This window comes from Mycobacterium sp. (assembly GCF_049278535.1).
Lineage (GTDB): Bacteria > Actinomycetota > Actinomycetes > Mycobacteriales > Mycobacteriaceae > Mycobacterium.
On sequence record NZ_JBAPMI010000030.1, the window covers coordinates 1 to 20,263 of the forward strand.

At 65.8% G+C, this 20,263-nt stretch carries 22 protein-coding genes; 7 read left to right on the top strand and 15 right to left on the bottom strand.

Translation table 11 applies throughout. The features are described from left to right. Together WAO18_RS01725 and purQ are read left to right on the top strand one after the other, a co-directional pair. Positions 1 to 122: phosphoribosylformylglycinamidine synthase subunit PurS (locus tag WAO18_RS01725; protein ID WP_422203394.1), on the top strand; the 122-nt coding region annotated here is incomplete at its 5' end. Next, the gene (purQ, locus tag WAO18_RS01730) at positions 119 to 793 is read left to right on the top strand and encodes a phosphoribosylformylglycinamidine synthase subunit PurQ (protein ID WP_422203360.1); all 675 of its coding nucleotides are present in this window, start codon (positions 119 to 121) and stop codon (positions 791 to 793) included. The genes WAO18_RS01725 and purQ, both read left to right, overlap by 4 nt. A 7-nt stretch (positions 794 to 800) precedes the next feature. Here purQ and WAO18_RS01735 read toward each other — a convergent pair whose 3' ends face one another. Further along, positions 801 to 2,228 (bottom strand): WS/DGAT/MGAT family O-acyltransferase, encoded by a 1,428-nt coding sequence (locus tag WAO18_RS01735; RefSeq protein WP_422203361.1) that lies wholly within the window; start codon positions 2,226 to 2,228, stop codon positions 801 to 803. 95 nt (positions 2,229 to 2,323) lie between these two features. Continuing rightward, the gene (locus WAO18_RS01740; protein WP_422203362.1) at positions 2,324 to 3,139 is read right to left on the bottom strand and encodes a lysophospholipid acyltransferase family protein; all 816 of its coding nucleotides are present in this window, start codon (positions 3,137 to 3,139) and stop codon (positions 2,324 to 2,326) included. 105 nt (positions 3,140 to 3,244) lie between these two features. On the opposite strand from WAO18_RS01740, the gene WAO18_RS01745 reads away from it, so the two are divergent. Next, a complete protein-coding gene (locus WAO18_RS01745) occupies positions 3,245 to 4,321 on the top strand; it encodes an NAD-dependent epimerase/dehydratase family protein (protein WP_422203364.1) in 1,077 nt (358 codons plus the stop codon). On the opposite strand, the gene WAO18_RS01750 is transcribed toward WAO18_RS01745, so the two are convergent. The 12 genes from WAO18_RS01750 to WAO18_RS01805 form a co-directional block, all read right to left on the bottom strand. After that, complete coding sequence (locus WAO18_RS01750) at positions 4,300 to 5,748, bottom strand: dihydrolipoyl dehydrogenase family protein (protein ID WP_422203365.1); 1,449 nt, start codon at positions 5,746 to 5,748, stop codon at positions 4,300 to 4,302. The two genes, WAO18_RS01745 and WAO18_RS01750, sit on opposite strands and share 22 nt — an antisense overlap. A 239-nt stretch (positions 5,749 to 5,987) precedes the next feature. Continuing rightward, positions 5,988 to 6,596 carry a hypothetical protein gene (locus WAO18_RS01755; RefSeq protein ID WP_422203367.1) on the bottom strand — a complete coding sequence of 203 codons (609 nt, stop codon included), beginning with the start codon at positions 6,594 to 6,596 and terminating at the stop codon, positions 5,988 to 5,990. Next, a complete protein-coding gene (locus tag WAO18_RS01760) occupies positions 6,593 to 7,195 on the bottom strand; it encodes a methylated-DNA--[protein]-cysteine S-methyltransferase (protein WP_422203368.1) in 603 nt (200 codons plus the stop codon). Before WAO18_RS01760 ends, WAO18_RS01755 begins: the two co-directional genes overlap by 4 nt. Continuing rightward, complete coding sequence (locus WAO18_RS01765) at positions 7,182 to 7,679, bottom strand: RNA polymerase sigma factor (RefSeq protein WP_422203369.1); 498 nt, start codon at positions 7,677 to 7,679, stop codon at positions 7,182 to 7,184. Before WAO18_RS01765 ends, WAO18_RS01760 begins: the two co-directional genes overlap by 14 nt. A gap of 5 nt (positions 7,680 to 7,684) precedes the next feature. Continuing rightward, positions 7,685 to 8,218 (bottom strand): methylated-DNA--[protein]-cysteine S-methyltransferase, encoded by a 534-nt coding sequence (locus WAO18_RS01770; protein WP_422203370.1) that lies wholly within the window; start codon positions 8,216 to 8,218, stop codon positions 7,685 to 7,687. Between the two features lie 30 nt (positions 8,219 to 8,248). After that, a complete protein-coding gene (locus WAO18_RS01775; protein WP_422203372.1) occupies positions 8,249 to 8,953 on the bottom strand; it encodes a haloacid dehalogenase type II in 705 nt (234 codons plus the stop codon). Between the two features lie 18 nt (positions 8,954 to 8,971). Continuing rightward, the gene (locus WAO18_RS01780; RefSeq protein WP_422203373.1) at positions 8,972 to 10,021 is read right to left on the bottom strand and encodes a zinc-binding dehydrogenase; all 1,050 of its coding nucleotides are present in this window, start codon (positions 10,019 to 10,021) and stop codon (positions 8,972 to 8,974) included. 102 nt (positions 10,022 to 10,123) lie between these two features. Then, positions 10,124 to 10,768 carry a TetR/AcrR family transcriptional regulator gene (locus WAO18_RS01785; RefSeq protein WP_422203375.1) on the bottom strand — a complete coding sequence of 215 codons (645 nt, stop codon included), beginning with the start codon at positions 10,766 to 10,768 and terminating at the stop codon, positions 10,124 to 10,126. Beyond that, positions 10,765 to 11,466 carry a TetR/AcrR family transcriptional regulator gene (locus WAO18_RS01790; RefSeq protein ID WP_422203377.1) on the bottom strand — a complete coding sequence of 234 codons (702 nt, stop codon included), beginning with the start codon at positions 11,464 to 11,466 and terminating at the stop codon, positions 10,765 to 10,767. The genes WAO18_RS01785 and WAO18_RS01790 overlap by 4 nt, the downstream gene beginning before the upstream one ends. Positions 11,467 to 11,530: 64 nt before the next feature. Then, positions 11,531 to 12,403: an alpha/beta fold hydrolase gene (locus WAO18_RS01795; RefSeq protein WP_422203378.1), complete on the bottom strand. Its 873-nt coding sequence runs from the start codon at positions 12,401 to 12,403 to the stop codon at positions 11,531 to 11,533. A gap of 221 nt (positions 12,404 to 12,624) precedes the next feature. After that, positions 12,625 to 13,422, bottom strand: a complete 798-nt coding sequence (locus tag WAO18_RS01800; protein WP_422203380.1) for a family 1 encapsulin nanocompartment shell protein — start codon at positions 13,420 to 13,422, stop codon at positions 12,625 to 12,627. Next, positions 13,419 to 14,438, bottom strand: a complete 1,020-nt coding sequence (locus WAO18_RS01805) for a Dyp-type peroxidase (protein WP_422203382.1) — start codon at positions 14,436 to 14,438, stop codon at positions 13,419 to 13,421. The genes WAO18_RS01800 and WAO18_RS01805 overlap by 4 nt, the downstream gene beginning before the upstream one ends. A 49-nt stretch (positions 14,439 to 14,487) precedes the next feature. Here WAO18_RS01805 and WAO18_RS01810 point away from each other — a divergent pair, with 49 nt between their 5' ends. Beyond that, the gene (locus WAO18_RS01810; protein WP_422203384.1) at positions 14,488 to 15,747 is read left to right on the top strand and encodes a M18 family aminopeptidase; all 1,260 of its coding nucleotides are present in this window, start codon (positions 14,488 to 14,490) and stop codon (positions 15,745 to 15,747) included. A 4-nt stretch (positions 15,748 to 15,751) separates the two neighbouring features. Here WAO18_RS01810 and WAO18_RS01815 read toward each other — a convergent pair whose 3' ends face one another. Continuing rightward, positions 15,752 to 16,162, bottom strand: a complete 411-nt coding sequence (locus tag WAO18_RS01815) for a nuclear transport factor 2 family protein (RefSeq protein WP_422203386.1) — start codon at positions 16,160 to 16,162, stop codon at positions 15,752 to 15,754. A gap of 114 nt (positions 16,163 to 16,276) precedes the next feature. Between WAO18_RS01815 and WAO18_RS01820 the strand changes: the two genes are divergently transcribed. The 3 genes from WAO18_RS01820 to WAO18_RS01830 all read left to right on the top strand — a co-directional run. Beyond that, positions 16,277 to 16,627, top strand: a complete 351-nt coding sequence (locus WAO18_RS01820) for a VOC family protein (protein ID WP_422203388.1) — start codon at positions 16,277 to 16,279, stop codon at positions 16,625 to 16,627. A 25-nt stretch (positions 16,628 to 16,652) separates the two neighbouring features. Continuing rightward, positions 16,653 to 18,950 carry a phosphoribosylformylglycinamidine synthase subunit PurL gene (gene purL / locus WAO18_RS01825; protein ID WP_422203390.1) on the top strand — a complete coding sequence of 766 codons (2,298 nt, stop codon included), beginning with the start codon at positions 16,653 to 16,655 and terminating at the stop codon, positions 18,948 to 18,950. Next, positions 18,947 to 20,263 (top strand): alpha/beta-hydrolase family protein (locus WAO18_RS01830; protein WP_422203392.1); only part of this gene is annotated, 1,317 nt, incomplete at its 3' end. The genes purL and WAO18_RS01830, both read left to right, overlap by 4 nt.

Here is a 20,263-nt window from a genome sequence, read left to right on the forward strand (position 1 = left end):
GCAAGCGGTTCGAGTTGGAGGTCGACGACAGCGTGAGTGACGAGACGCTGTCCGAGATCGCCGAGTCGCTGCTTGCCAACACCGTGATCGAAGACTGGACCGTGACCCGGGAGGAAGGGTGACCGCCAGGATTGGCGTCGTCACGTTCCCCGGGACGCTCGACGACGTCGACGCCGCCCGTGCCGTGCGTCTGGCCGGTGCGGAGTCGGTCAACCTGTGGCACGCCGACGCCGACCTCAAGGGCGTCGAGGCGGTGGTGGTGCCGGGCGGGTTCTCCTACGGCGATTATCTGCGGTGCGGCGCCATCGCGAAATTCGCGCCGGTGATGGGAGAGGTCATCACCGCCGCTGAGAGCGGCTTGCCGGTTCTGGGGATCTGCAACGGTTTTCAGGTGCTGTGCGAGGCCGGGTTGCTGCCCGGTGCGCTTACCCGCAACGCCGGTCTGCATTTCGTCTGCCGTGACGTGTGGCTGCGGGTGGCATCGACGTCGACGGCATGGACGTCACGGTTCGAGTCCGACGCCGATCTGCTGATCCCGTTGAAGTCCGGCGAGGGCCGCTACGTGGCCTCCGCCGAGGTGCTGGACGAACTGGAAGGCGAAGGCCGAGTGGTGTTTCGCTACCACGACAACCTCAACGGCTCGCTGCGCGACATCGCCGGCATCAGCTCGGCGAACGGCCGCGTCGTCGGGCTGATGCCGCACCCCGAGCATGCGATCGAGGCACTGACCGGGCCGTCCGACGACGGGCTGGGCCTGTTCTATTCGGCGCTGGACGCCGTTCTGACTGCCTGAGACGCGGCTAGCGCAGCGCATGCTCGGCCATCAGGCCGACCGTGCTGTTGCCGACTGAAAACCCCGCGGCGCTGCGTAATTCGCTGAACGCCGCACTGAGCGCATCAGTTGCCTCATGAGGGTCGTTGAAGGTCTGGTCGTCGGTTAGCACCGCGATACCGAGCTGGTCGACATAGCTCCAGACGGTGATGTTGACCGGAGCTCCGGGCGACAGGACACCCGTCGAGTAGATCTCGCTGACCGGCACGCCGCCGAAGTGGCCCCGGTCCCGCGGCCCGGCCACGCTGGAGACCGCGACGTTCATCATCTTGTTCGGCGCATCGCGCTGGCCCAGCCACCGAAACGCGGCCGGGGCGATCGCCGTCGGTAGATAGCCCATCAGCTGGCCATACAGGCGCGGGCCGAGGATCTCGTGATCCTCCTTGGCGATCTTGGTCGCCAGCGCGACCAACCGCGCCCGTTCGGCGGGCTCGGCGACATGGACCGGCAGCGAAATAGACAGGCCGCTGATCTCGTTGCCGGTCACGCGCTCGGACTTGTCGGTGGCGGTGGGCACCGACGCGATGATCGGACGGTCGGCCTTGCCGTCGTAGCGCAGCAACAGCTCGCGTAGCCCACCGGCGGCCATCGCCAGTATCAGATCGTTGAGCGTGATGCCGAGGGCTTTCGCGGTCGCCTTGACGTCGTCGAGCCGCAGTGCCGCGGTGGCGAACCGGCGCTGAGGCGACACCACGTGGTTGAGGAAGGTCGGCGGAGCGTCGAATGCGTCCGCGAGATCAGGGTGATCGCCGCGCTCCCGGGTGCGCCGGCGTACCCGGCTGAATCCCTTGGTGGCGTCGCTGACTAGCTTTGGAAGCTCGGCGATTTGCCGAATGTGGTCGCGGCCGGCGGCGCGCAGCAGGCCCGCCGTCGTCGGCCTGACGCCGGCCTCGTCGTTGTCCTGTTCGTCGGTCGGAGCGTCCTTGAGATCCATCGCGCGGGCGAGCAGATTGACCGAGGCGACGCCGTCGGCCAGCGCATGGTGGATCTTGCCGATCAGGGCGAACCGTCCGCCGGCCAGTCCTTCTGCGACGTGGAACTCCCACAGTGGCCGACTGCGATCCAACGGCGTGGACGCCACTTCGCCGACCACGGCGTCGAGTTCTCGGCGCCCGCCGGGTTCGGGGACCTCTACCCGACGCAGGTGGTAATCCAGGTCGACCTCGCAGTTCTCCAGCCACATCGGGTGGTGTAACCGCCAGGGGATGTCAACGAGCTTGTAGCGCAACGGTTCTAGCAGATGCAAGCGCCGGAGCAGATGGTGTCGGAAAGCATCGAAGCTGAACTCTTCGTCGCCGCCGGAAGGGTCGACGATCGCCACCTTCAGCGTGTGCGTGTGCAGATTGGGCGTCTCGCTGTAGAGCAGCATGGCGTCCATGCCGTTGAGTCTCTTCACGCCCACCTCCGTGCCGACGTGTTCATGCAAGCACCAACGACCTGGCGTATTCGCCGAAACGGCAGATTCGGCGTCGACAGCTCAAGGGTGGGACATCAGCCCAGAATCGGGAACCGGCGCTGCTTGGCCAACCGGTCCAGCGCGGTCTGCATCACCGAACGGATGTGCTCGTCCACTTCGTCGACGTCGGGGTCCTTGCCGAATTGCGCGGTTACGTCGATCGGCTCCAAGACCTCGGTGACCACCTTCGACGGCAGCGGAACGTTCGGCGGGAAGATCACGCTCAGGCCGAACGGAAAACCGAAGCTGACCGGCAAAATGTCCACCCGCGCTTTGGTGAGACCCAGCTTGCGGGCCAGCCAATTGCCACGAGTCAAGAACAACTGGGTTTCCTGGCCGCCGATCGACACCGTCGGGACGATCGGAACGCCGGCTTCGATGGCGGTCCTGATGTATCCGGTGCGGCCGTTGAAGTCGATGGTGTTCTCGCTGAACGTCGGACGGTAGGAGTCGTAGTCGCCGCCTGGGAACACCAGCACCACCGCACCCGAATGCAGTGCGGTGGCGGCATTTTCGCGGCTGGCCTCGATCACCCCGAGGCGACGCAGCACACCGTCCAACGGACCCATGAAGATCCCGTAGTGGCCGAGGGTGTAGATGGGCCGGTCGTAGCCGAAGTGGTCGTAAAAGGCCGGCGAAAAGATGAAGACGTCCGGGGTCAGCATGCCGCCGGAGTGGTTGGACACCACCAGCGCCCCGCCGGATGAGGGAACGTTGTCGATGTTGCGCACTTCGGCGCGGTGGTACTGCTTGATCAATGGTCCGATGGTGTTCGCGACCTGCTTGGTGAACGCCGGATCCCACTGGGCCGTCTCGCGATTCTGCGATGCGTTCGCGCTGCTGCCCGCCATCGTAGAGCCCTCAAATCGTCCCTGATCGTCGTTGCGAGCATGGTACTCTCATTTTTAGAGAATGTCATATCCGTTTGCTGGGGGTCAACGCATGTCTGGGGGACGATGACCGAGAAGGTTCTTGTCACAGGTGGTTTCGGCCTGGTCGGATCGCAGACCGTGCGCCGGCTGGCCACCGACGGCCACCGCGTGGTCGCGACCGACCTCGGAACCCCCGTTCAGCGCAAAGCCGCCGAATCGCTGCCTGCCGGCGTCGAGGCCAGCTGGGCCAACCTGACCGATCAACGCGACGTCGACCGGCTCGTCGCCGAAGTGACGCCGGACGTGATCATCCACCTGGCCGCGTTGATCATCCCGCCGATTTTTCGCAACCGCGAACTCGGTCGACGGGTCAATGTGGACGCGACTGCGGCCCTACTGCGCGCCGCGCAGTCCAGCGCCCGCCCGCCCCGTTTTGTGTTGGCTTCCAGCAACGCGGTCTACGGATCCCGCAATCCGCATCGTCATCCCGAGCGGTTGACTGCGGACTCTCCGCTGCGAGCATCGGATATCTACGGCGCTCACAAGATCGAGGCCGAGAAGCTGCTGAGGGCAACGAGTCTGGAGTGGGTGATCCTGCGTCTCGGTGGCGTCATCAGCGTCGAACCGGGCGCGATGCCGTTCACCGGCGACGCGTTGTTCTTCGAGAGCGCGCTGCCGACCGACGGGCGTATCCACACCGTCGACGTCCGCGACGTGGCGACGGCGTTCGCCGCCGCGACCACGGCACAGGTCGTCGGGGAAACGCTGCTGATCGCCGGTGACGACTCGCACCTGCTCCGTCAGAAAGACGTCGGGTTGGCGTTGGCAGCGGCGCGGGGACTGTCCGACGTCTTGCCCGCCGGCCGGCCCGGCGACCCCGACAGCGACGACAACTGGTTTGTCACAGACTGGTTGGACACCGCCCGCGCCCAACAAGCGCTGTCGTTCCAGCACCACTCCTGGCCGGACATGCTCGCCGAGATGCGCGCCATCGTGGGGTGGCGGCGCTATCCGATGTCTTTGGTCGGCCCCGTCGTGCGCCAGGTCCTCAAACGCCAAGCGGCGTATCGGGGTGCGCCGGGCCGCTACGCCGACCCGTGGGGTGCAATTCGATCCAGGCTCGGCGAGCCTGGGCCTGATCAAGCCACCGAATCACGGTAGGCCTCAAGCAGTTTCAGCCACACTTCGCTGATGGTGGGAAAGCACGGCACGGCATGCCAGAGCCGGCCGACGGGCACCTGGCCGGCGACGGCGATGGTGGCCGAGTGCAGCAACTCGGCGACGCCTGGACCGACGAAAGTCACGCCAAGCAGGTAGCCCCGGTCGGCGTCGACCACCATCCGCGCCCGCCCGCTATATCCGTCGGCGTAGAGCTTTGCCCCCATCACGACGTCGCCGACTTCGACGTCGACGGTGTGCACCCGATGACCGGCCTGCTCGGCTTGACGGGCCGACAGTCCGACCGCCGCGGCTTCCGGGTCGGTGAAAAATACCTGCGGCACTGCGTGATGGTCGGCAGTGGTCGCGTGCGCGCCCCACGGCGCGGTGTCCACCGTTTGCCCGGCTGCCCGCGCAGCTATCGCCGAGCCGGCAATCCGCGCCTGGTATTTGCCTTCATGCGTAAGCAGGGCTCGATGGTTGGCGTCGCCGGCCGCGTAAAGCCAGCCGTCCTCAACTGCCCGGACCCGACAGGTGTCGTCGACGTCGAGCCAGGTTCCGGGCGTGAGTCCGATTGTCTGCAAACCGATGTCATCGCTCAGCGGAGCTCGACCAGTCGCAAACAGCACTTCGTCCACCTCGAGCCGGCTGCCATCGCTCAGGTCGAGCGTCACCGGCCCATCGCTATCCTGCCGGTGCAGCCCGGTCACCGACACACCGAGCCGGACGTCGACACCGGACGCCCGGAACCCGCGCTCGACGAGTTCCCCGACGAAAGGTTCCATTCGCGGTAGCAGACCAGTTCCACGAGCCAACAAAGTGACCGAAGCGCCCAAGCCATGCCATGCGGTGGCCATTTCGACACCGACACCACCCGCGCCGACGACAGCCAGGCGGTCCGGTACCGAACTGCTATCGGTGGCCTTGCGGTTAGTCCATGGGCGGCCTTCTGCGATGCCCGGTAGATCGGGAAGCGCCGCCCGGCTTCCAGTGCAGATGACCACCGCATGCCGGGCCGTGAGCACCGATGACTCGCCGCCTGCCGTTGTGACTGTGACGCGACGGGGCCCATCGAGCCGTCCGTGACCCCGTACCAGGGTTGCGCCGATCCCGGCTACCCACTCAGCCTGACCCGCGTCGTCCCAGCGAGTCACATAGCGGTCTCGTCGACCGAAGACTCCGGCCGCGTTGATCGAGCCCGTCACCGCTTCGCGCGCGCCGTCCAGATGGTTGGCGTCGGCGATCGCGATCACCGGTCGCAACAGCGCCTTGCTGGGTACGCACCCCCAGTAGGAACATTCACCGCCCACCAGCTCGCGTTCGATCATCGCAACGCTGAGCCCGCCGGCACGCGCGCGCTCTGCAGCGTTCTGGCCGACCGGGCCGGCTCCCAGCACTATGACGTCGTAAGTATGTTTGGCTGCGCCCACTTTCGGCCTCTCCCTGGTTGCGTGGTTAGACAGCCTACTGCGGCGCAGTATTGAATGGGTCATATAACCCAAAAGCTGTGCCCGCAGTATTGCCCAAGCTGATTGAGGCGTCAGCACCGGGTCGCTGCCATATCGCGCCGCCATCGACGCCGCGGTCGCGGCTGCGCGGGATATTCGCGCCGGCGCGCCTCCCCCCGCGGCCACCGGTTACCCGCAGATGCAAAGGCGCCTGGTCGAATTCAGCGGGCGCTGACGTCGATTTGCACGGGGTATCCGGCGCGGATCACCTCGACCGTCGATGGTGGGGTGAGCACCGACGCAGAGCCCGTGGTTGGCCTGGGTAGCCGTCCCCGATACGCGTAGGCTTTCTCGTCCCAGAGAGCGAGATGATCACCCACCACCACCGCCGGTCCGTCTTCGGTATCGACGAATACGCCATCGGGCAGGGTGTTGCATGGCATGTGATGGGACGTGGCTCGCTCGCAGTGCAGCAGGTTGTCCATGTCTTTGGCGTATGTGGTTGTCCCGCCGTGGTTTTGGCTCCACGCATCGCGGTAGGCGTTGTAGTCGCCACGGCGACACTCAGCACACGGCCGATGACCGGCGGCAAAGGCGACCGCCTCGTCGAGAAAGAACAGCTGGGTGTAGTGATTCGGCAACCACTGCGGCGAATACCGGTCCTTGAACTCCAGCAGACAAGTGATCCAGGCCTTCGTCTGGTGGTTGCGGACGACGTCGCGGGCCCCGCGACCCTCGTGCAGCCGCCCGCGGTTCCCCGTCCATGCACCGCGGCCCGGGACCGCGATGATGTCGCCGCGAGGCGAGACCCGGTTGCGCGCCGGCGTCATTCGATGCCTTCGAGATTCAGCAGCGCACGCTTGGCGGCGGGTCCGCCACGGTAGCCGCCCAACGTTCCATCCGAGCGCAGAATCCGATGGCACGGCACCACGACCGGAATTGGGTTGGTGGCGCAGGTCGTACCGACGGCACGAACGGCCCTGGGCGAACCCGAAAGCCGGGCCAGGGTGCCGTAGCTGGCGGTGGTGCCGTAGCCGACGTCGACGGCCAGGCGGCCGAGGACGACGCGGCGAAATCCCTTGGACAGCTGCCAGTCCAGCGGGACATCGAAGGCGTGCCGGCGGCCGGCGAAGTACTCGTCGAGTTGATGTGCGACGGCGTCCAGGCGAGCCGGGGCGTGCAGCAGGCGGGAGCTGATCCGGTCGGACAGGTTCTGCAATACCGCGTCGTGGCCTTCGTTACTGAACGCGACGCGCACCAACCCGACGGGTGTCGCGGCGATTAGCAGCGAGCCGACGGGGGTCTCGACAGTTCGATAAGCGACGTCGAGCAGGTCGTCGTGTTCGGCGCCGGCCACCAGGCGGGCGTGCAGGCGGGTGAGGTCGTCATCGTCGACCGGATATAGCGCGGCGAGGTCAATGGTGATCATCAGCGAACTCCGATGTGATGTCATGCGCGTAGGTGCGGCGCAGGGTGGCGATACCGTCGGCGGCAGCGCGTCGCGCTGCGGCCGCACTGCTGTCGATCAGCGTGGCGATCTCGGCGTAGGGCAACCCGGCCAGGTAGTGGTAGGCGACCGCCTGACGCTGTTTGGTGGGTAACGCGGCAACCGCGGCGGTGAGGTCCCGGTGACCATCTGCGACGTGGTCCGGCGCCGGCGCCTCTGGCGTGTCCGGAACAGGTACCGCCCGTCGAGCCGTCGCGCGGATGATGTCGATCGCCTTGCGATGGGCGATTGTGACCAGCCACGCCTCGATGTTGGCGTCGGCCGGCAGGTCTGGATAAGCCCGCATAGCCGCCAGGAAGGTATCGGACCAGGCGTCGTCAGCGTCGGCGTGGCCGAGGACCGCCCGCACCACCCGTAGCACGGTGGAACCGTGGCGGGAGACGACGTTTTCGAAGGGCGGCTTCATGCCTGCTACCAAAGTGCTTGTGGCGCAGCGGGTATAGCCTTCTCCAACTCGAGCAGGTGCTGCTTGCGGTCCAGGCCGCCGGCGTACCCGGTGAGCTTGCCGGTAGACCCCACAACGCGATGGCACGGGATGACGATCGACAACGGGTTGTGGCCGACGAAGCTGCCGATGTCGCGAGCGTCGACGCCGCCACCGATCTGCTGGGCCAGCGCACCGTACGTCGTGGTCTGACCGTAGGAGATCTCGGCGAGCAGCTGCCAGACTTTCTGCGCCGTCTCGCTGCCGTGCGGGTTGAGCGGCAGATCGAATTCCCGGCGATCGCCGGCGAAGTATTCCTGTAACTGCGCAATGGCAGCATCGAAACCGTGGTCGTCGCTCGGCTCGACTCGCGGCCCGAAATTCTTCTTATCCGGTCGGGTCCAGTGCCCGGGGTAATACAGACCCGTTAGGCCGTGGTCATCACGCACCAGGGTCAACGGCCCGATCGGTGAGTCGATGACGACGTGACGAGTCGACGTCGTGATGGCTGCGGTGGACATTGGGCCTCCGGTGTGGGTGGGAACTGGTATCTAACCGGTAGACGTCGGGCCCGCCTGATTTGTGAGGTTGGCCGCGAACTCTCGCAGGTCGTTGGCGACGACCGAGGGCTGCGGCAGGTCGAGGATGGGAAGTAGCGCATTGCCCGGGCGCGTGATCAGCGCGCCGCGCAATCCTGCGGATTGCGCACCGATGGTGTCCCAAACATGGGCGGCGACCATCATGCATGACGCGGGCGTCACATCGAGTTGCTCGCACACATAGAGGTACACCGCCGGCGCGGGCTTGAAGGCGTGGCACGCCTCGACGCTGAACGTCTTCTCGAAGAAGTGGGCTAGCCCGGCGTGCTCCAGCGGGCTGGGCCCGTCCGGATTTGGGGGCGAATTCGTCAGTGTTACCAGACGAAAGCCGTTGTCGCGCAGCATAGTCAGACCGTCTTTAACATCCGGGTGGGCCGGCATCGCCAGCATGGCGCTTTTCAGGCTCTGCACATCGTCATCGGTGATCGCCAGGCTGTGGGTAGTGGCCAGCATCCGCAATACGCCCTGCCCCAGGGAGAAGTAGTCGACGTAGCGCCCCGACAGCGTTGCGGTCATCGAGTACAAGACGAGCTGATTGAACCACTCCCGCATCGCCAGCGGGTCACCGAAGATTCGCTCGAACAGCGGTGCCAACGATTCGATGTCGATCAGGGTCTCGTTGACGTCGAACACCAGAACTGACGGAACTGGGGTCATCGTCCCATCATCGGTTGCTCATTGCACGACGACAACCATTTTCCCGCCGCCGTCTCCGGCTTCCATGGTCCGATGTGCCTCGTGAATCTCGTCAAAGGAGAAGACACGAGACGGCGCCGCATCGAGTTGGCCCGAGGCCACCTGGCCTGCGATGCCCTGCAGAGGTACGTCGGACAGCGGAAAGCCCGGGCTGCCGAAGACGAAACTGCCGAAGAATGACCAGTTCACCCCGCTGGGCATGCGGGTGAGCGGGTTGAAGTCGCCGATCGGGTCCAGGCCGCCCAGCCATCCCGCCAGGCAGGCGGTGCCGTCGCGGCGCAGCATGTCCAGCGAGTCCAGGATGGTGCTGTTGCCGACCAAGTCGAGGACGGCATCGATCTGTTTGGCTTCTGCGATGCTGGCAGCCAGCGTTCGCGACTCCAGTTCGACCCGCGCGGCGCCCAGTGCCTCCAACATGCCGAAACGTTCGCGCTTGCGCGCGGTGGCGACGACGCGCGCACCGGCTGCCACCGCCATTTTGACTGCGGCCTGGCCGAATGATGAAGTCGCGCCGCGGATTACGACGGTCTGGCCAGAGCTGAGTTTGAGGTTGTGGAAAAGGCAGGTCCAGGCGGTCGCATACGTCTCGGGTAGCGCCGCCAACTGGGACCACGGCAGATCCGACTCGAGGAGAGCGACATTCGCCGCGCGCACGCGGGTGTACTCGGCGTAGCTGCCGTTGATGGTGCGTCCGAGACCACCCATGAGTGCGGCCACCTTGGCGCCGACCGGGAACTCGCCGCCCGGACAGGAGTCGACGATGCCGACGCATTCGATGCCGCTGACTTCGGCGGCTTCGGCCCACTCTCCTCGACGCATATGCATCTCGGCGTGGTTGATGCCGAACCCGCGGACCTCGATGATGACCTCGCCGTCCTTGGGTAGCGGCTTGGGGATGTCGGTGTAGACCAGGTTGTCGAGTCCGCCGAATCCCTGCAGGATGATCGCCCGCATGGTTTCCCCGCCTGGCTCTTCACGGACCACCGCGGGCCCAGTAGGTAAAGCGCTACCGATTTCGGTCACGGACATGAGATGCCTCCAACATCTGCCGGCGCTGGCCAATAATGGGCTGTATGACCCAATATTATGGGCGGCATCACCCATATCTGTCCAGCGCCGCAATTGTGCGGGTTAACGCTTGGATCGTCGTCGCTTGGGCTGCCGCGCGAACGAGCAGACGTAGTCGACCGCGGCGTTGACGGCCACCCGGAGCGGTTCTGCGTCACCGGTGGCGTGTGTGAGCATCGCGCCGCCTTGGTGAGCGACGACGAGCGAGGCGGCCAGGTGTCGCGGGTCAGCCTCCGGTCGCAGATCGCCGCGGCGCCGCATCGCAGTGAGACCGTTCTGAAACAACTCAAGCCACTCGTCGTACCCGAACGCAAGATCGTCGCGCACTTCGTCGTCGGCGTCGATCAGCTCGCCGGCCAGCGAACCGTAGATGCACCCACCTTTGCGGTACACGGTGTCGATATCAGCAATGCACGCATCGGCCCAGGCTCGTAGATCGTCAACGCTGTCCAGTGCGCCGAGCCGCGATTGAGTATGGAAGGCAACGACATCGGCCCGCCGGGAAGCGATAACGTTACGGGTCAGATCCCGCTTGTCGCGGAAGTAATGCGAGATCTGCGACCCGCCTACCCGGGCGGCGTTGCGTACCTCGTCGATACTGGTGCTGGCCACGCCGCGCTCGAACATCAGCCGGGCGGCTGCGGTCACGATGCGCGCGCGGGTCGCCAGCCCTTTGCGGGTGAAATGTGATGAGCCGTTGTCATTCACGAGGTCGACATTGACTTCAGGCGCCGCCCGCGAATGCGGCGTGGCGGACGTGGGGCGCGTTCGGCGCGGTCGGTAGCGAACATCCGCAGATAGTTGACCGCGAATCGAGTGGCATCGGCGTGCGGCCACTCCGCTCGATAGGTGAACGCCAACGTGGCACCGCCTTGGTGAGCGCTGACCACGGTCATCGCCGCCGTTCGCGGGTCGGCGTCGGCGGTGAGAACGCCACGCTCTTTCATCCGCCCGATCGCCCCCTCGAGCAGCTCGATCCACTGCCAGTAACCGGCCGCCAACGTCGCGCGGGTGGTGTCGTCGGATTTGGCCAGCTGCGCGTTGAGGGCATGGTAAGTCGGTGTGCCGCCGGAGGTTCCGATCTGCCGCAGGTAACGCAGGTTGAGGTCGATCCAGTGCTCGAAGTCGTCGAAAGAGTCCAGTTCCCGAAGCTTGGGCTGGCGGTGAAAATCGAGTACCACATCGATTTGACGCCGGATGACGGCGCGGATGAGCGCACTCTTGTCGGCGAAGTAGTGCGCCAGCTGAGAGCCGCTGACCGACGCGGCGGCACGCACCCGCTCCATGTTCGTCGCCGACAAGCCCTCCGCGACAATCAACTCGGCGGCGGCCTGCACGATTCGATCACGGGTGGCCCGGCCCTTGGGGGTCAGCCGTTGTTCGTCGTGAACATCCGGGTCGCCCATTTCGTCAGGCTATCCTGCTAACGCCTCCGATTATGGGATATCCAGCCCAGTGCGGGCATGGATGTCAGGCGGCTACGTGAACCTTTGCAAGGAAGTCACGCATCAAGCCGGCGACTTCGGGCAAGGCTGACTCCAAAAGGAAATGCCCGCCGTCGAGGAGATGGATGTCGGCGTCGGGCAGATCGTCGGCGAACGCTTGCGCACCTGCCGGGCCGAAGATCTCGTCACCACGCCCCCACACCGCCAGCAACGGCACCCGGCTGGAGCGGAAGTATTCCTGCACGCGCGGGTACAGGGGTGCATTGGTCGCGTAGTCCCGGAATAATTTCAATTGCACCAGGTCGTTGCCGGGCCGAGATATCAGCGCATAGTCGTGATACCACGATTCCGGATCTACCAGCGTCTCGTCGGGTACCCCGGTGAGGTACTGCCACCGAGTGGCATCCAGCGTGAGGAATTGCCGCACAGCGGCCTCGTTTTCGGCGGTCTGCTCATTTTGGTAAGCGCGCACCACCTTCCAGAAGCTCTCGACAAAGCCAGCGTCGTAAGCATTGCCGCTCTGCGTGATGATCGCCGTGATCGCGGACGGGGTGTGCAAGGCCAGTCGCCATCCGATCGGGGCGCCGTAGTCCTGCACGTAGATCGCGTACTTATCGATGCCCAGCGTGTGCAGCAAGCCCTCGGTCAAGTCGGTCAAAGCGTCGAAGGTGTAGTCGAACTGCTCTATAGACGGCGCATCGGACAGGCCGAAACCCAGATGGTCCGGCGCGATGACGTGATAGCGGTCGGCGAGTGCGGGAACCAGATTGCGGAACATGTACGAGCTGGTCGGAAATCCGTGCAGCAGCACCAGCGCGGGCGATCCGGGGTCGCCGGCTTCGCGGAAGAACAGCCGGTGACCGGCGACGGTGGCGTAGCGATAGTGGACGACTGACATGAGATTCCTCCTGGAACGCTCGCGGGCCAACCATTTTTGGGATGATCAACCCATTATGCATCAATACCAGCGGCTGACAAGAGGCATCGGAATGGTTGACCGGTCCTGCTGCAGTCGTTTGACACCAAGGTCATCGGACTGACGATGCTGGCCAAATACTTTGCACCGCAGATCAACCCGGATGCGGGTCGACGGCGGCGAGCCGCTGGCCTAGCCAATCGCTAGGGGCTCAGCGCAACAGACGCCTCAGCGGTGTAGCACAGGAACGTCAAGGTCTCCTGCATGTAAAGCTGCACGGCCTCGGCATCGTGGGACAGGTATCCGATCGAGACATCGGTGCCCAGCTGCAAGTCGAAGTCGCCGCCGCGGGTGGTCAACACGAATGCGCCGTCGATGGCCGGCGCCCAGATGATTTCGCCGTCGATCAGCCGACGGATGTTTTCGCGGATCGGGTAGCCGTGCTCGGTGGTTTCGCTGACTTTGGTGTAAGCGTCGGCTGACAGCAGCACCGAGTACGGCCCTTCCACGCCGGCCAGCCGCAAACTGGAAAGGGCTTGCGAGATGGCGTCGGGAAACTCGCGAGTGTCCTTCGGCAGCTTCAGCGCCGGGTTGGAGCTGCTGCCGCGGATGCCGTCGATCGACGCGGCTTTATAGCCTTCGAAGATGGCCCGGTCTTCGGCGAACGCCAGCTTCTTGGCGGCGTCCTTGACCGGGTCCCAATCGGAATCCTGTGACCCGCGCTCAACGTCGTCGATCTCCGAACGCGACAACGCGAATGGAACACGAAGGCGCACAAGCGGCTTACTGGCGCGGAGGTGGGTGATCACGCCGTCGGAGGGGGCTTTGACATCGATGAGTCGTCCGGCGCTGACGGCAGCGGCGGCCGGGCCCGCCGGCTCGCTGACGTCGACGACCCGTCGGCCGGCGATATGACGTTTGAACGTCCGCCTCGCCTCCAATTCGATTTCTTCCCAAGCCTCTTCGGTGACCGGAGCGAGATCGCGGTAGAGGTTGTTCATTGTGGGGTTCCTTTCAAACTGCCGATCGCCAACGAGCCATCCGCGGATGCGTTGAGTACCGCCGGAGCGGCAGCCGGTGAAGTCGGCAGCGGCGGCGGGTCGTCGAGGAAGTCGACGGTGGGGGAGAAGAACAGTCCACCGGTAACGGCGGTGGAGAAGTCCAAGATCCGGTCGGTGTTGCCGGGTGGATCACCGAGAAACATGTTGCGCAAAAGCCGCTCGGTCACCTTTGGTGTGCGCGAGTAGCCGATGAAGTACGTGCCGAATTCGCGCTTGCCCAGCTCACCGAAGGGCATGTTGTGCCGGACGATCTTCAGCTCGGTGCCGTCGTCATCGGTGATGACGTTCAACGCGATGTGCGCGTTGGGCGGCTTCTCGTCGTCGTCGAGTTCCAGATCCTCTAGCTTGGTCCGGCCGATCACGTGCTCCTGCTCACTGACCGACAACGAATCCCACCCGCCCATGTCGTGCAGATACTTCTGCACATGGACGTAGCACGAGCCGGCGAAATCCGGATCCTCGTCGCCGACGGCGGTGGCCGAAACCGCCAGTGCGCCATCGGGATTCTCGGTCCCGTCGACGAACCCGAGCAGGTCGCGATTGTCGAAGAACCGGAAACCGTGCACCTCGTCGACGACTGTCACCGCGCCGCCCATCGCCCGCAAAATGTGATTGGCCAACTCGAAGCACACGTCCAGCGTCTCGGCCCGCACGTGGAACAACAGGTCGCCCGGCGTGGCCGGGGCGGTGTGCCGGGGGCCGTCCAGTTCGACGAACGGATGCAGCTCGGCCGGTCGTGGGCCCTCGAACAACCGGTCCCAGGCCTGCGAGCCGATCGAGGTGATCACCGACAGATTCTTGGTCGGGTCGCGGAATCCGGTCGCTCGTACCAGCCCGGAGATATCCGGCAGCGCGTCGTGTACGACCTCTTCGCCGCCCTCGTCGACGGTGACCACCAGGAAGATCGCGGCCGGCGTCAACGGCGCGAGCACCGGTTGCGGTTGTGGGGCGGGCACGGATTCGACCCTAACGTCTCAGGTCAGCCCGTGATGAAAGGATGGGCGCATGGCGGCCACGGCGCAGGGTCTGTGCGAGTTCATCGACGCCTCCCCGTCGCCGTTTCACGTCTGCGCCACCGTGGCGTCCCGGCTGCGTTCGGCCGGCTACACCGAGCTCGCCGAGGCCGATAGCTGGCCAAACGCCGGCAAGTTCTTCATCGTGCGGGCCGGGTCACTGGTGGCCTGGAACAGCGGCAACGACGGGGGCGGTCGACCATTCCGGGTCATCGGCGGCCACACCGACAGCCCTAACCTGCGGGTCAAGCAGCATCCCGACCGTGAGGTCGTCGGTTGGCAGGTGGTCGCGCTGGAGCCCTACGGGGGTGCCTGGCTCAACTCCTGGCTGGACCGCGACCTGGGCCTCAGCGGGCGGCTGTCGGTGCGCGACGGCGCCGGTATCGCACACATACTGGTCCGGATCGACGAGCCGATCCTGCGGGTGCCGCAGCTCGCGATCCACCTGGCCGAGGACCGCAAATCGCTGACGCTGGATCCGCAGCGCCACGTCAATGCGGTGTGGGGCGCCGGCGGCGCAGCTCGATCGTTCATCGGCTATGTCGCCGAGCACGTCGGTGCCCAATGTGATGACGTGCTCGGCGCCGACCTGATGACGCATGACCTGACGCCGTCCAGGTTGACCGGCGTCGAGGAAGAGTTCGTCAGCGCACCGCGGCTGGACAACCAAGCATCGTGCTACGCGGGCCTCGAGGCCTTTTTGGAGGCCTCGTCGATCGAGTACCTGCCGGTGCTCGCGCTGTTCGACCACGAAGAGGTCGGATCGACCTCGGATCACGGGGCCGACTCCGAGCTGCTGCTGGTCACGCTGGAACGCATCGATCTGGCCGGTGGCGGTGAGCGGGTGGACTTTCTGCGCCGACTCTCCGGGTCGATGGTGGCCTCGGCGGACATGGCGCACGCCACTCATCCCAACTACCCCGAGCGGCACGAGCCGGGGCACCTGATCGCGATCAACGGCGGCCCGGTGCTCAAGGTGCACCCGAATCTGCGCTACGCCACCGACGGCCGCACCGCCGCGGCGTTCGCGCTGGCCTGCGCGCAGGCCGGCGTGCCGCTGCAGCGTTACGAGCATCGCGCCGATCTGCCGTGCGGTTCGACGATCGGCCCGCTGACGGCTGCGCGGACCGGGATCGCGACGGTCGACGTCGGTGCGCCTCAGCTGGCGATGCATTCCGCGCGAGAGCTGATGGGCGCCAACGATGTTCCCGCGTACGCTGCGGCGCTGCGGGCGTTCTTGTCGCCGGGCTGAGCGGTCAGGCCGGGGCGACGAAGACCGGCTCGTAGCGGATCACGTTCTCCACCACCATGCCGTCGCGGGTGCGGACCCGATCGAGCCCGCGGATCTCGAATGGGCCGTCCGGGCCGGTCCCCCAGCCGATGTAGTGCAGGAAGAACAGTTCCTCGCCGTTGGCGGGGCCGGCAGCCGTGGCGCTGTCGACGAGCTCGAGATGCAGGTCCGGTGCGGCGGCCAGCAGCTCGGCGATCTTGCCGGCGTACGCCTCAACCCCGCGGACGGGCTCGATGTCACCGGGCCAGTAGCCGACGATGTCATCGGCCAGAATGTCCATCCCGCGCGACATGTCGGGCGCCGCCCAGAACGCCGCAAAAAGCTCAGCGCTGAACTTCGGAGCTGTTGTGCGAGATGCGTTTTGGATGTCGGTCATGGTTCCTCCGGGCTCGAGTGCTCATATTGAGCGGTTCGCGGAAAGTCTGTCGCGTGGCAGCGCAGTCGCACAATTACCTCGGAGGTCATCGCGATAGGTAATAGGGTCACAGGTATGGAACTTAACGTGGAGATGGTCACTTTCGACTGCGACGACCCCGTGCAGCTGGCCCAGTGGTGGGCGCAGCAGTTCGAGGGCGAGACACAGGAATTGATTCCCGGGGAATTCATCGCGGTCGTGCGGCCCAACGGCCCGCGGCTGGGCTTCCAGAAGGTGGACGATCCGACGCCCGGCAAGAACCGGGTGCACCTGGATTTCGGCGCGGCCGACGTCGACGCCGAGGTGAGTCGGCTCACGTCGGCTGGTGCCACCGAGGTCGGTCGGCACAGCATCGGGGAGAACTTCCGCTGGGTGGTGCTGGCCGATCCCGCCGGCAACGCCTTCTGCGTGGCCGGCACGGGCTGATCGTCGCGCCACCTAGACTGTTCCCGTGACGTCTGGGCTCACTCACGCGATCGATACCGTCGAGCGGGCCGCTGCCACCCCTGACCAGCCGCAACCGTTCCGCGAGCTCGGCCTCAAAGACGACGAATACCAGCGGATCCGCGACATCCTCGGCCGCCGGCCGACTGACGCCGAGCTGGCCATGTACTCGGTGATGTGGAGCGAGCACTGCTCCTACAAGTCGTCCAAAGTGCACTTGCGGTATTTCGGCGAGACCACCACTGACGAGATGCGGGCCGGCATGCTCGCCGGCATCGGCGAGAACGCCGGCGTCGTCGATATCGGCGACGGGTGGGCGGTCACCTTCAAAGTCGAGTCGCACAACCACCCGTCCTACGTCGAGCCCTATCAGGGCGCGGCGACCGGCGTCGGGGGCATCGTGCGCGACATCATGGCCATGGGCGCGCGCCCGGTCGCGGTGATGGACCAGTTGCGGTTCGGCGCCGCGGATGCCCCGGACACTCGCCGGGTGCTCGACGGAGTGGTGCGGGGCATCGGTGGCTACGGCAACTCGCTGGGCTTGCCCAACATCGGCGGCGAAACGGTTTTCGATGCCTGCTACGCGGGCAACCCGCTGGTGAATGCGCTGTGTGTTGGGGTGCTGCGCAAGGAGGATCTTCATCTGGCCTTCGCCTCCGGCGCCGGCAACAAGATCATCCTGTTCGGCGCGCGGACCGGACTCGACGGCATTGGCGGGGTGTCGGTGCTCGCGTCGGAAACCTTCGGCGGTGACGAGGGCGGTGGCCCGGGTCGCAAGAAGTTGCCGTCGGTTCAGGTTGGCGACCCGTTCACCGAGAAAGTGCTGATCGAGTGCTGCCTCGAGCTGTATTCCGCCGGGCTGGTGATCGGTATCCAGGACCTCGGTGGGGCCGGATTATCCTGCGCCACATCGGAGCTCGCGTCAGCGGGCGATGGCGGGATGGCGATCGAATTGGACACCGTGCCGTTGCGGGCCAAGGACATGACGGCCGCCGAGATCTTGTCCAGCGAGTCGCAAGAGCGGATGTGTGCGGTGGTCGCGCCGGAGAACGTGGATGCCTTCATGGCGGTGTGCCGCAAATGGGAGGTGCTGGCCACCACGATCGGCGAGGTCACCGATGGTGACCGGCTGCAGATCACGTGGCACGGCGAGACTGTCGTCGACGTGCCGCCGCGGACCGTGGCCCACGAGGGACCGGTGTACCAGCGGCCCGTCGCCCGGCCCGACTCGCAGGATGCGCTCAACGCCGATAGCTCCAGCGGCCTGCAACGTCCGACGACCGGCGACGAACTGCGCGCGACTTTGCTTGCGCTGCTTGGTAGTCCGCATTTGTGCAGCCGTGCGTTCATCACCGAGCAGTACGACCGGTACGTGCGTGGCAACACCGTGCTGGCCGAGCATGCCGACGGCGGCGTATTGCGCGTCGACGAGGCCACCGGCCGCGGTATCGCGGTGTCCACCGACGCCTCGGGCCGCTACACGCTGCTCGATCCCTACACCGGCGCCCAGCTTGCGCTGGCCGAGGCGTACCGCAACGTCGCCGTCACCGGCGCCACCCCGGTCGCGGTGACCAACTGCCTCAACTTTGGTTCTCCGGAGGATCCGGGGGTGATGTGGCAGTTCGCGCAGGCGGTCCGTGGGTTGGCGGATGGCTGTGCGGCACTGGGGATTCCGGTGACCGGCGGCAACGTCAGCTTCTATAACCAGACCGGAACGACGGCGATCATGCCCACTCCGGTCGTCGGCGTCCTGGGTGTGATCGACGACGTGACTCGCCGCATCCCGACGGCCATGGGCACCGAGCCGGGCGAGTCGCTGATCCTGCTCGGCGACACCCGTGACGAATTCGACGGCTCGATCTGGGCGCAGGTCACCGCCGACCATCTCGGCGGCCTGCCTCCGGCGGTGGACCTGGGCCGGGAGCGACTGCTGGCCGAGGTGCTGACCGCGGCTTCCCGCGACGGACTGGTGTCCGCGGCCCACGACTTGTCCGAAGGCGGTCTGGCCCAGGCCGTGGTCGAATCGGCGCTGGCCGGCGAAACCGGTTGTCGCATCGTGCTTCCCGAAGGCGCCGATCCCTTCGTAACGTTGTTCTCCGAGTCGGCGGGCCGCGTGCTGGTCGCCGTGCCACGCACCGAAGAGAGTCGCTTTACCTCGATGTGCGAGGCGCGCGGCCTGCCGGCCACCCGGATCGGCGTCGTCGACCAAGGTGCGGACGCGGTGGAAGTGCAGGGCCTGTTCACTGTGTCACTGGCGGAGTTGCGCAGCACATCCGAAGGGGTGCTGGCCGCGTTGCTGCAATGAGTGCTGAGCCTGGTGGACGGCATCCGCTACTGGTGTGGGCCTGGAGCCTGCTGCGGCTGAAGTTCGTCGGGGTGGCGTTCAGTGCGCTGTTTTTCTGCTTGTCGCTGACGCCGTCGCTGGTGCCGCGAGACTGGTTGTTCCAGGGCTTGATTGGCGGCGTGAACGCCGCCTTCGGATACGGACTCGGCGTGCTGATCGGAAAGGTGATCTACCGTGTCGTGTTGCGCGGCGCCCGGTGGTGGCCGCCTTCGGCGCGGGTGCTGTTCTGGCTGAAAGCAGCGGTCGTGGTGGTCGCACCCACGGCGTGCGTGCTGATGCTGATCCCGGCGGCGTCGTGGCAACGGCAATTGTCGGTGCTGATGGGTATCGAGGGACCGACGAACCCGGGATATTTGCGCACATTGCTCGTCGCGGCCTTTGTAGGCGCGCTGCTGGTCTCGGCATTCCGGGTGCTCATCGACGCGGTCAAACTGCTTGCGCGCGTGCTGATCCGGCGCTGGCATGTGCACGACGAGGTGGCGATGTTCATCGGCACGGCGATCGTTGTGGCGCTGCTGGTCATGTTGTTCGACGGCGTTTTAATACGCGGTTTCTTCGCCGGCGCCAACGCCATCTTTCAGCCGCAGGACGGCGCCACACCGGCGGGGGTATCGCAGCCGCAACTTGCGGAAAAGTCCGGCAGTCCAACGTCATTGGCGCCGTGGAACACCCTGGGATACCAGGGGCGCACGTTCGTCGGCACCGGTGTGCACGCGGCCGAACTGAGCAGGCTCAATGGGAAGCCCGCCAAAGAGCCCATCCGGGTATACGCCGGGCTACACACCGCTCCGGACGACCAGGGCCGGTTGGACGTGCTGGTCCGTGAGCTCGAACGCACCGGCGCATTCAGCCGCAAGGTCCTGGTCATCGCGCCGACCACCGGCACCGGCTGGATCGACCCGGTGGCCGCGAATTCGCTGGAGATGATGTACAACGGCGACACCGCAATCGTGGGCCTTCAGTACTCCTATCTGCCGAGCTGGATCTCGTTTCTGGCCGACCGGCAGAAGTCGATGGACTCCGGCCGGATGTTGATCAACGGTGTGCACGATCGTTGGGAACAGCTGCCGTCAGAGCACCGGCCGAAGTTGGTGCTCTACGGCGAGAGCCTGGGGTCGATGGCCGGCCAGGCCGCGTTCGGATGGCTGCCCGACATCCGTCGGATGGGCTTCGACGCGGTGCTCTGGGTCGGGCCGCCACAAGAGAGCGCCCTGTGGCACGCGTTGCTGGTTCGGCGCGATCCCGGCGCCACCGAGGTGCAGCCGCGCTACGAC

Coding starts and splice junctions, on each gene's coding strand:
- WAO18_RS01815 (WP_422203386.1), bottom strand. CDS start 16,162: ATGACCGACATCCAAAACGCATCTCGCACAACAGCTCCGAAGTTCAGC.
- WAO18_RS01740 (WP_422203362.1), bottom strand. CDS start 3,139: ATGGCGGGCAGCAGCGCGAACGCATCGCAGAATCGCGAGACGGCCCAG.
- WAO18_RS01755 (WP_422203367.1), bottom strand. CDS start 6,596: ATGACGCCGGCGCGCAACCGGGTCTCGCCTCGCGGCGACATCATCGCG.
- WAO18_RS01760 (WP_422203368.1), bottom strand. CDS start 7,195: ATGATCACCATTGACCTCGCCGCGCTATATCCGGTCGACGATGACGAC.
- WAO18_RS01745 (WP_422203364.1), top strand. CDS start 3,245: ATGACCGAGAAGGTTCTTGTCACAGGTGGTTTCGGCCTGGTCGGATCG.
- WAO18_RS01820 (WP_422203388.1), top strand. CDS start 16,277: ATGGAACTTAACGTGGAGATGGTCACTTTCGACTGCGACGACCCCGTG.
- WAO18_RS01770 (WP_422203370.1), bottom strand. CDS start 8,218: ATGTCCACCGCAGCCATCACGACGTCGACTCGTCACGTCGTCATCGAC.
- WAO18_RS01765 (WP_422203369.1), bottom strand. CDS start 7,679: ATGAAGCCGCCCTTCGAAAACGTCGTCTCCCGCCACGGTTCCACCGTG.
- WAO18_RS01775 (WP_422203372.1), bottom strand. CDS start 8,953: ATGACCCCAGTTCCGTCAGTTCTGGTGTTCGACGTCAACGAGACCCTG.
- WAO18_RS01795 (WP_422203378.1), bottom strand. CDS start 12,403: ATGTCAGTCGTCCACTATCGCTACGCCACCGTCGCCGGTCACCGGCTG.
- WAO18_RS01810 (WP_422203384.1), top strand. CDS start 14,488: ATGGCGGCCACGGCGCAGGGTCTGTGCGAGTTCATCGACGCCTCCCCG.
- WAO18_RS01780 (WP_422203373.1), bottom strand. CDS start 10,021: ATGTCCGTGACCGAAATCGGTAGCGCTTTACCTACTGGGCCCGCGGTG.
- WAO18_RS01790 (WP_422203377.1), bottom strand. CDS start 11,466: ATGGGCGACCCGGATGTTCACGACGAACAACGGCTGACCCCCAAGGGC.
- WAO18_RS01800 (WP_422203380.1), bottom strand. CDS start 13,422: ATGAACAACCTCTACCGCGATCTCGCTCCGGTCACCGAAGAGGCTTGG.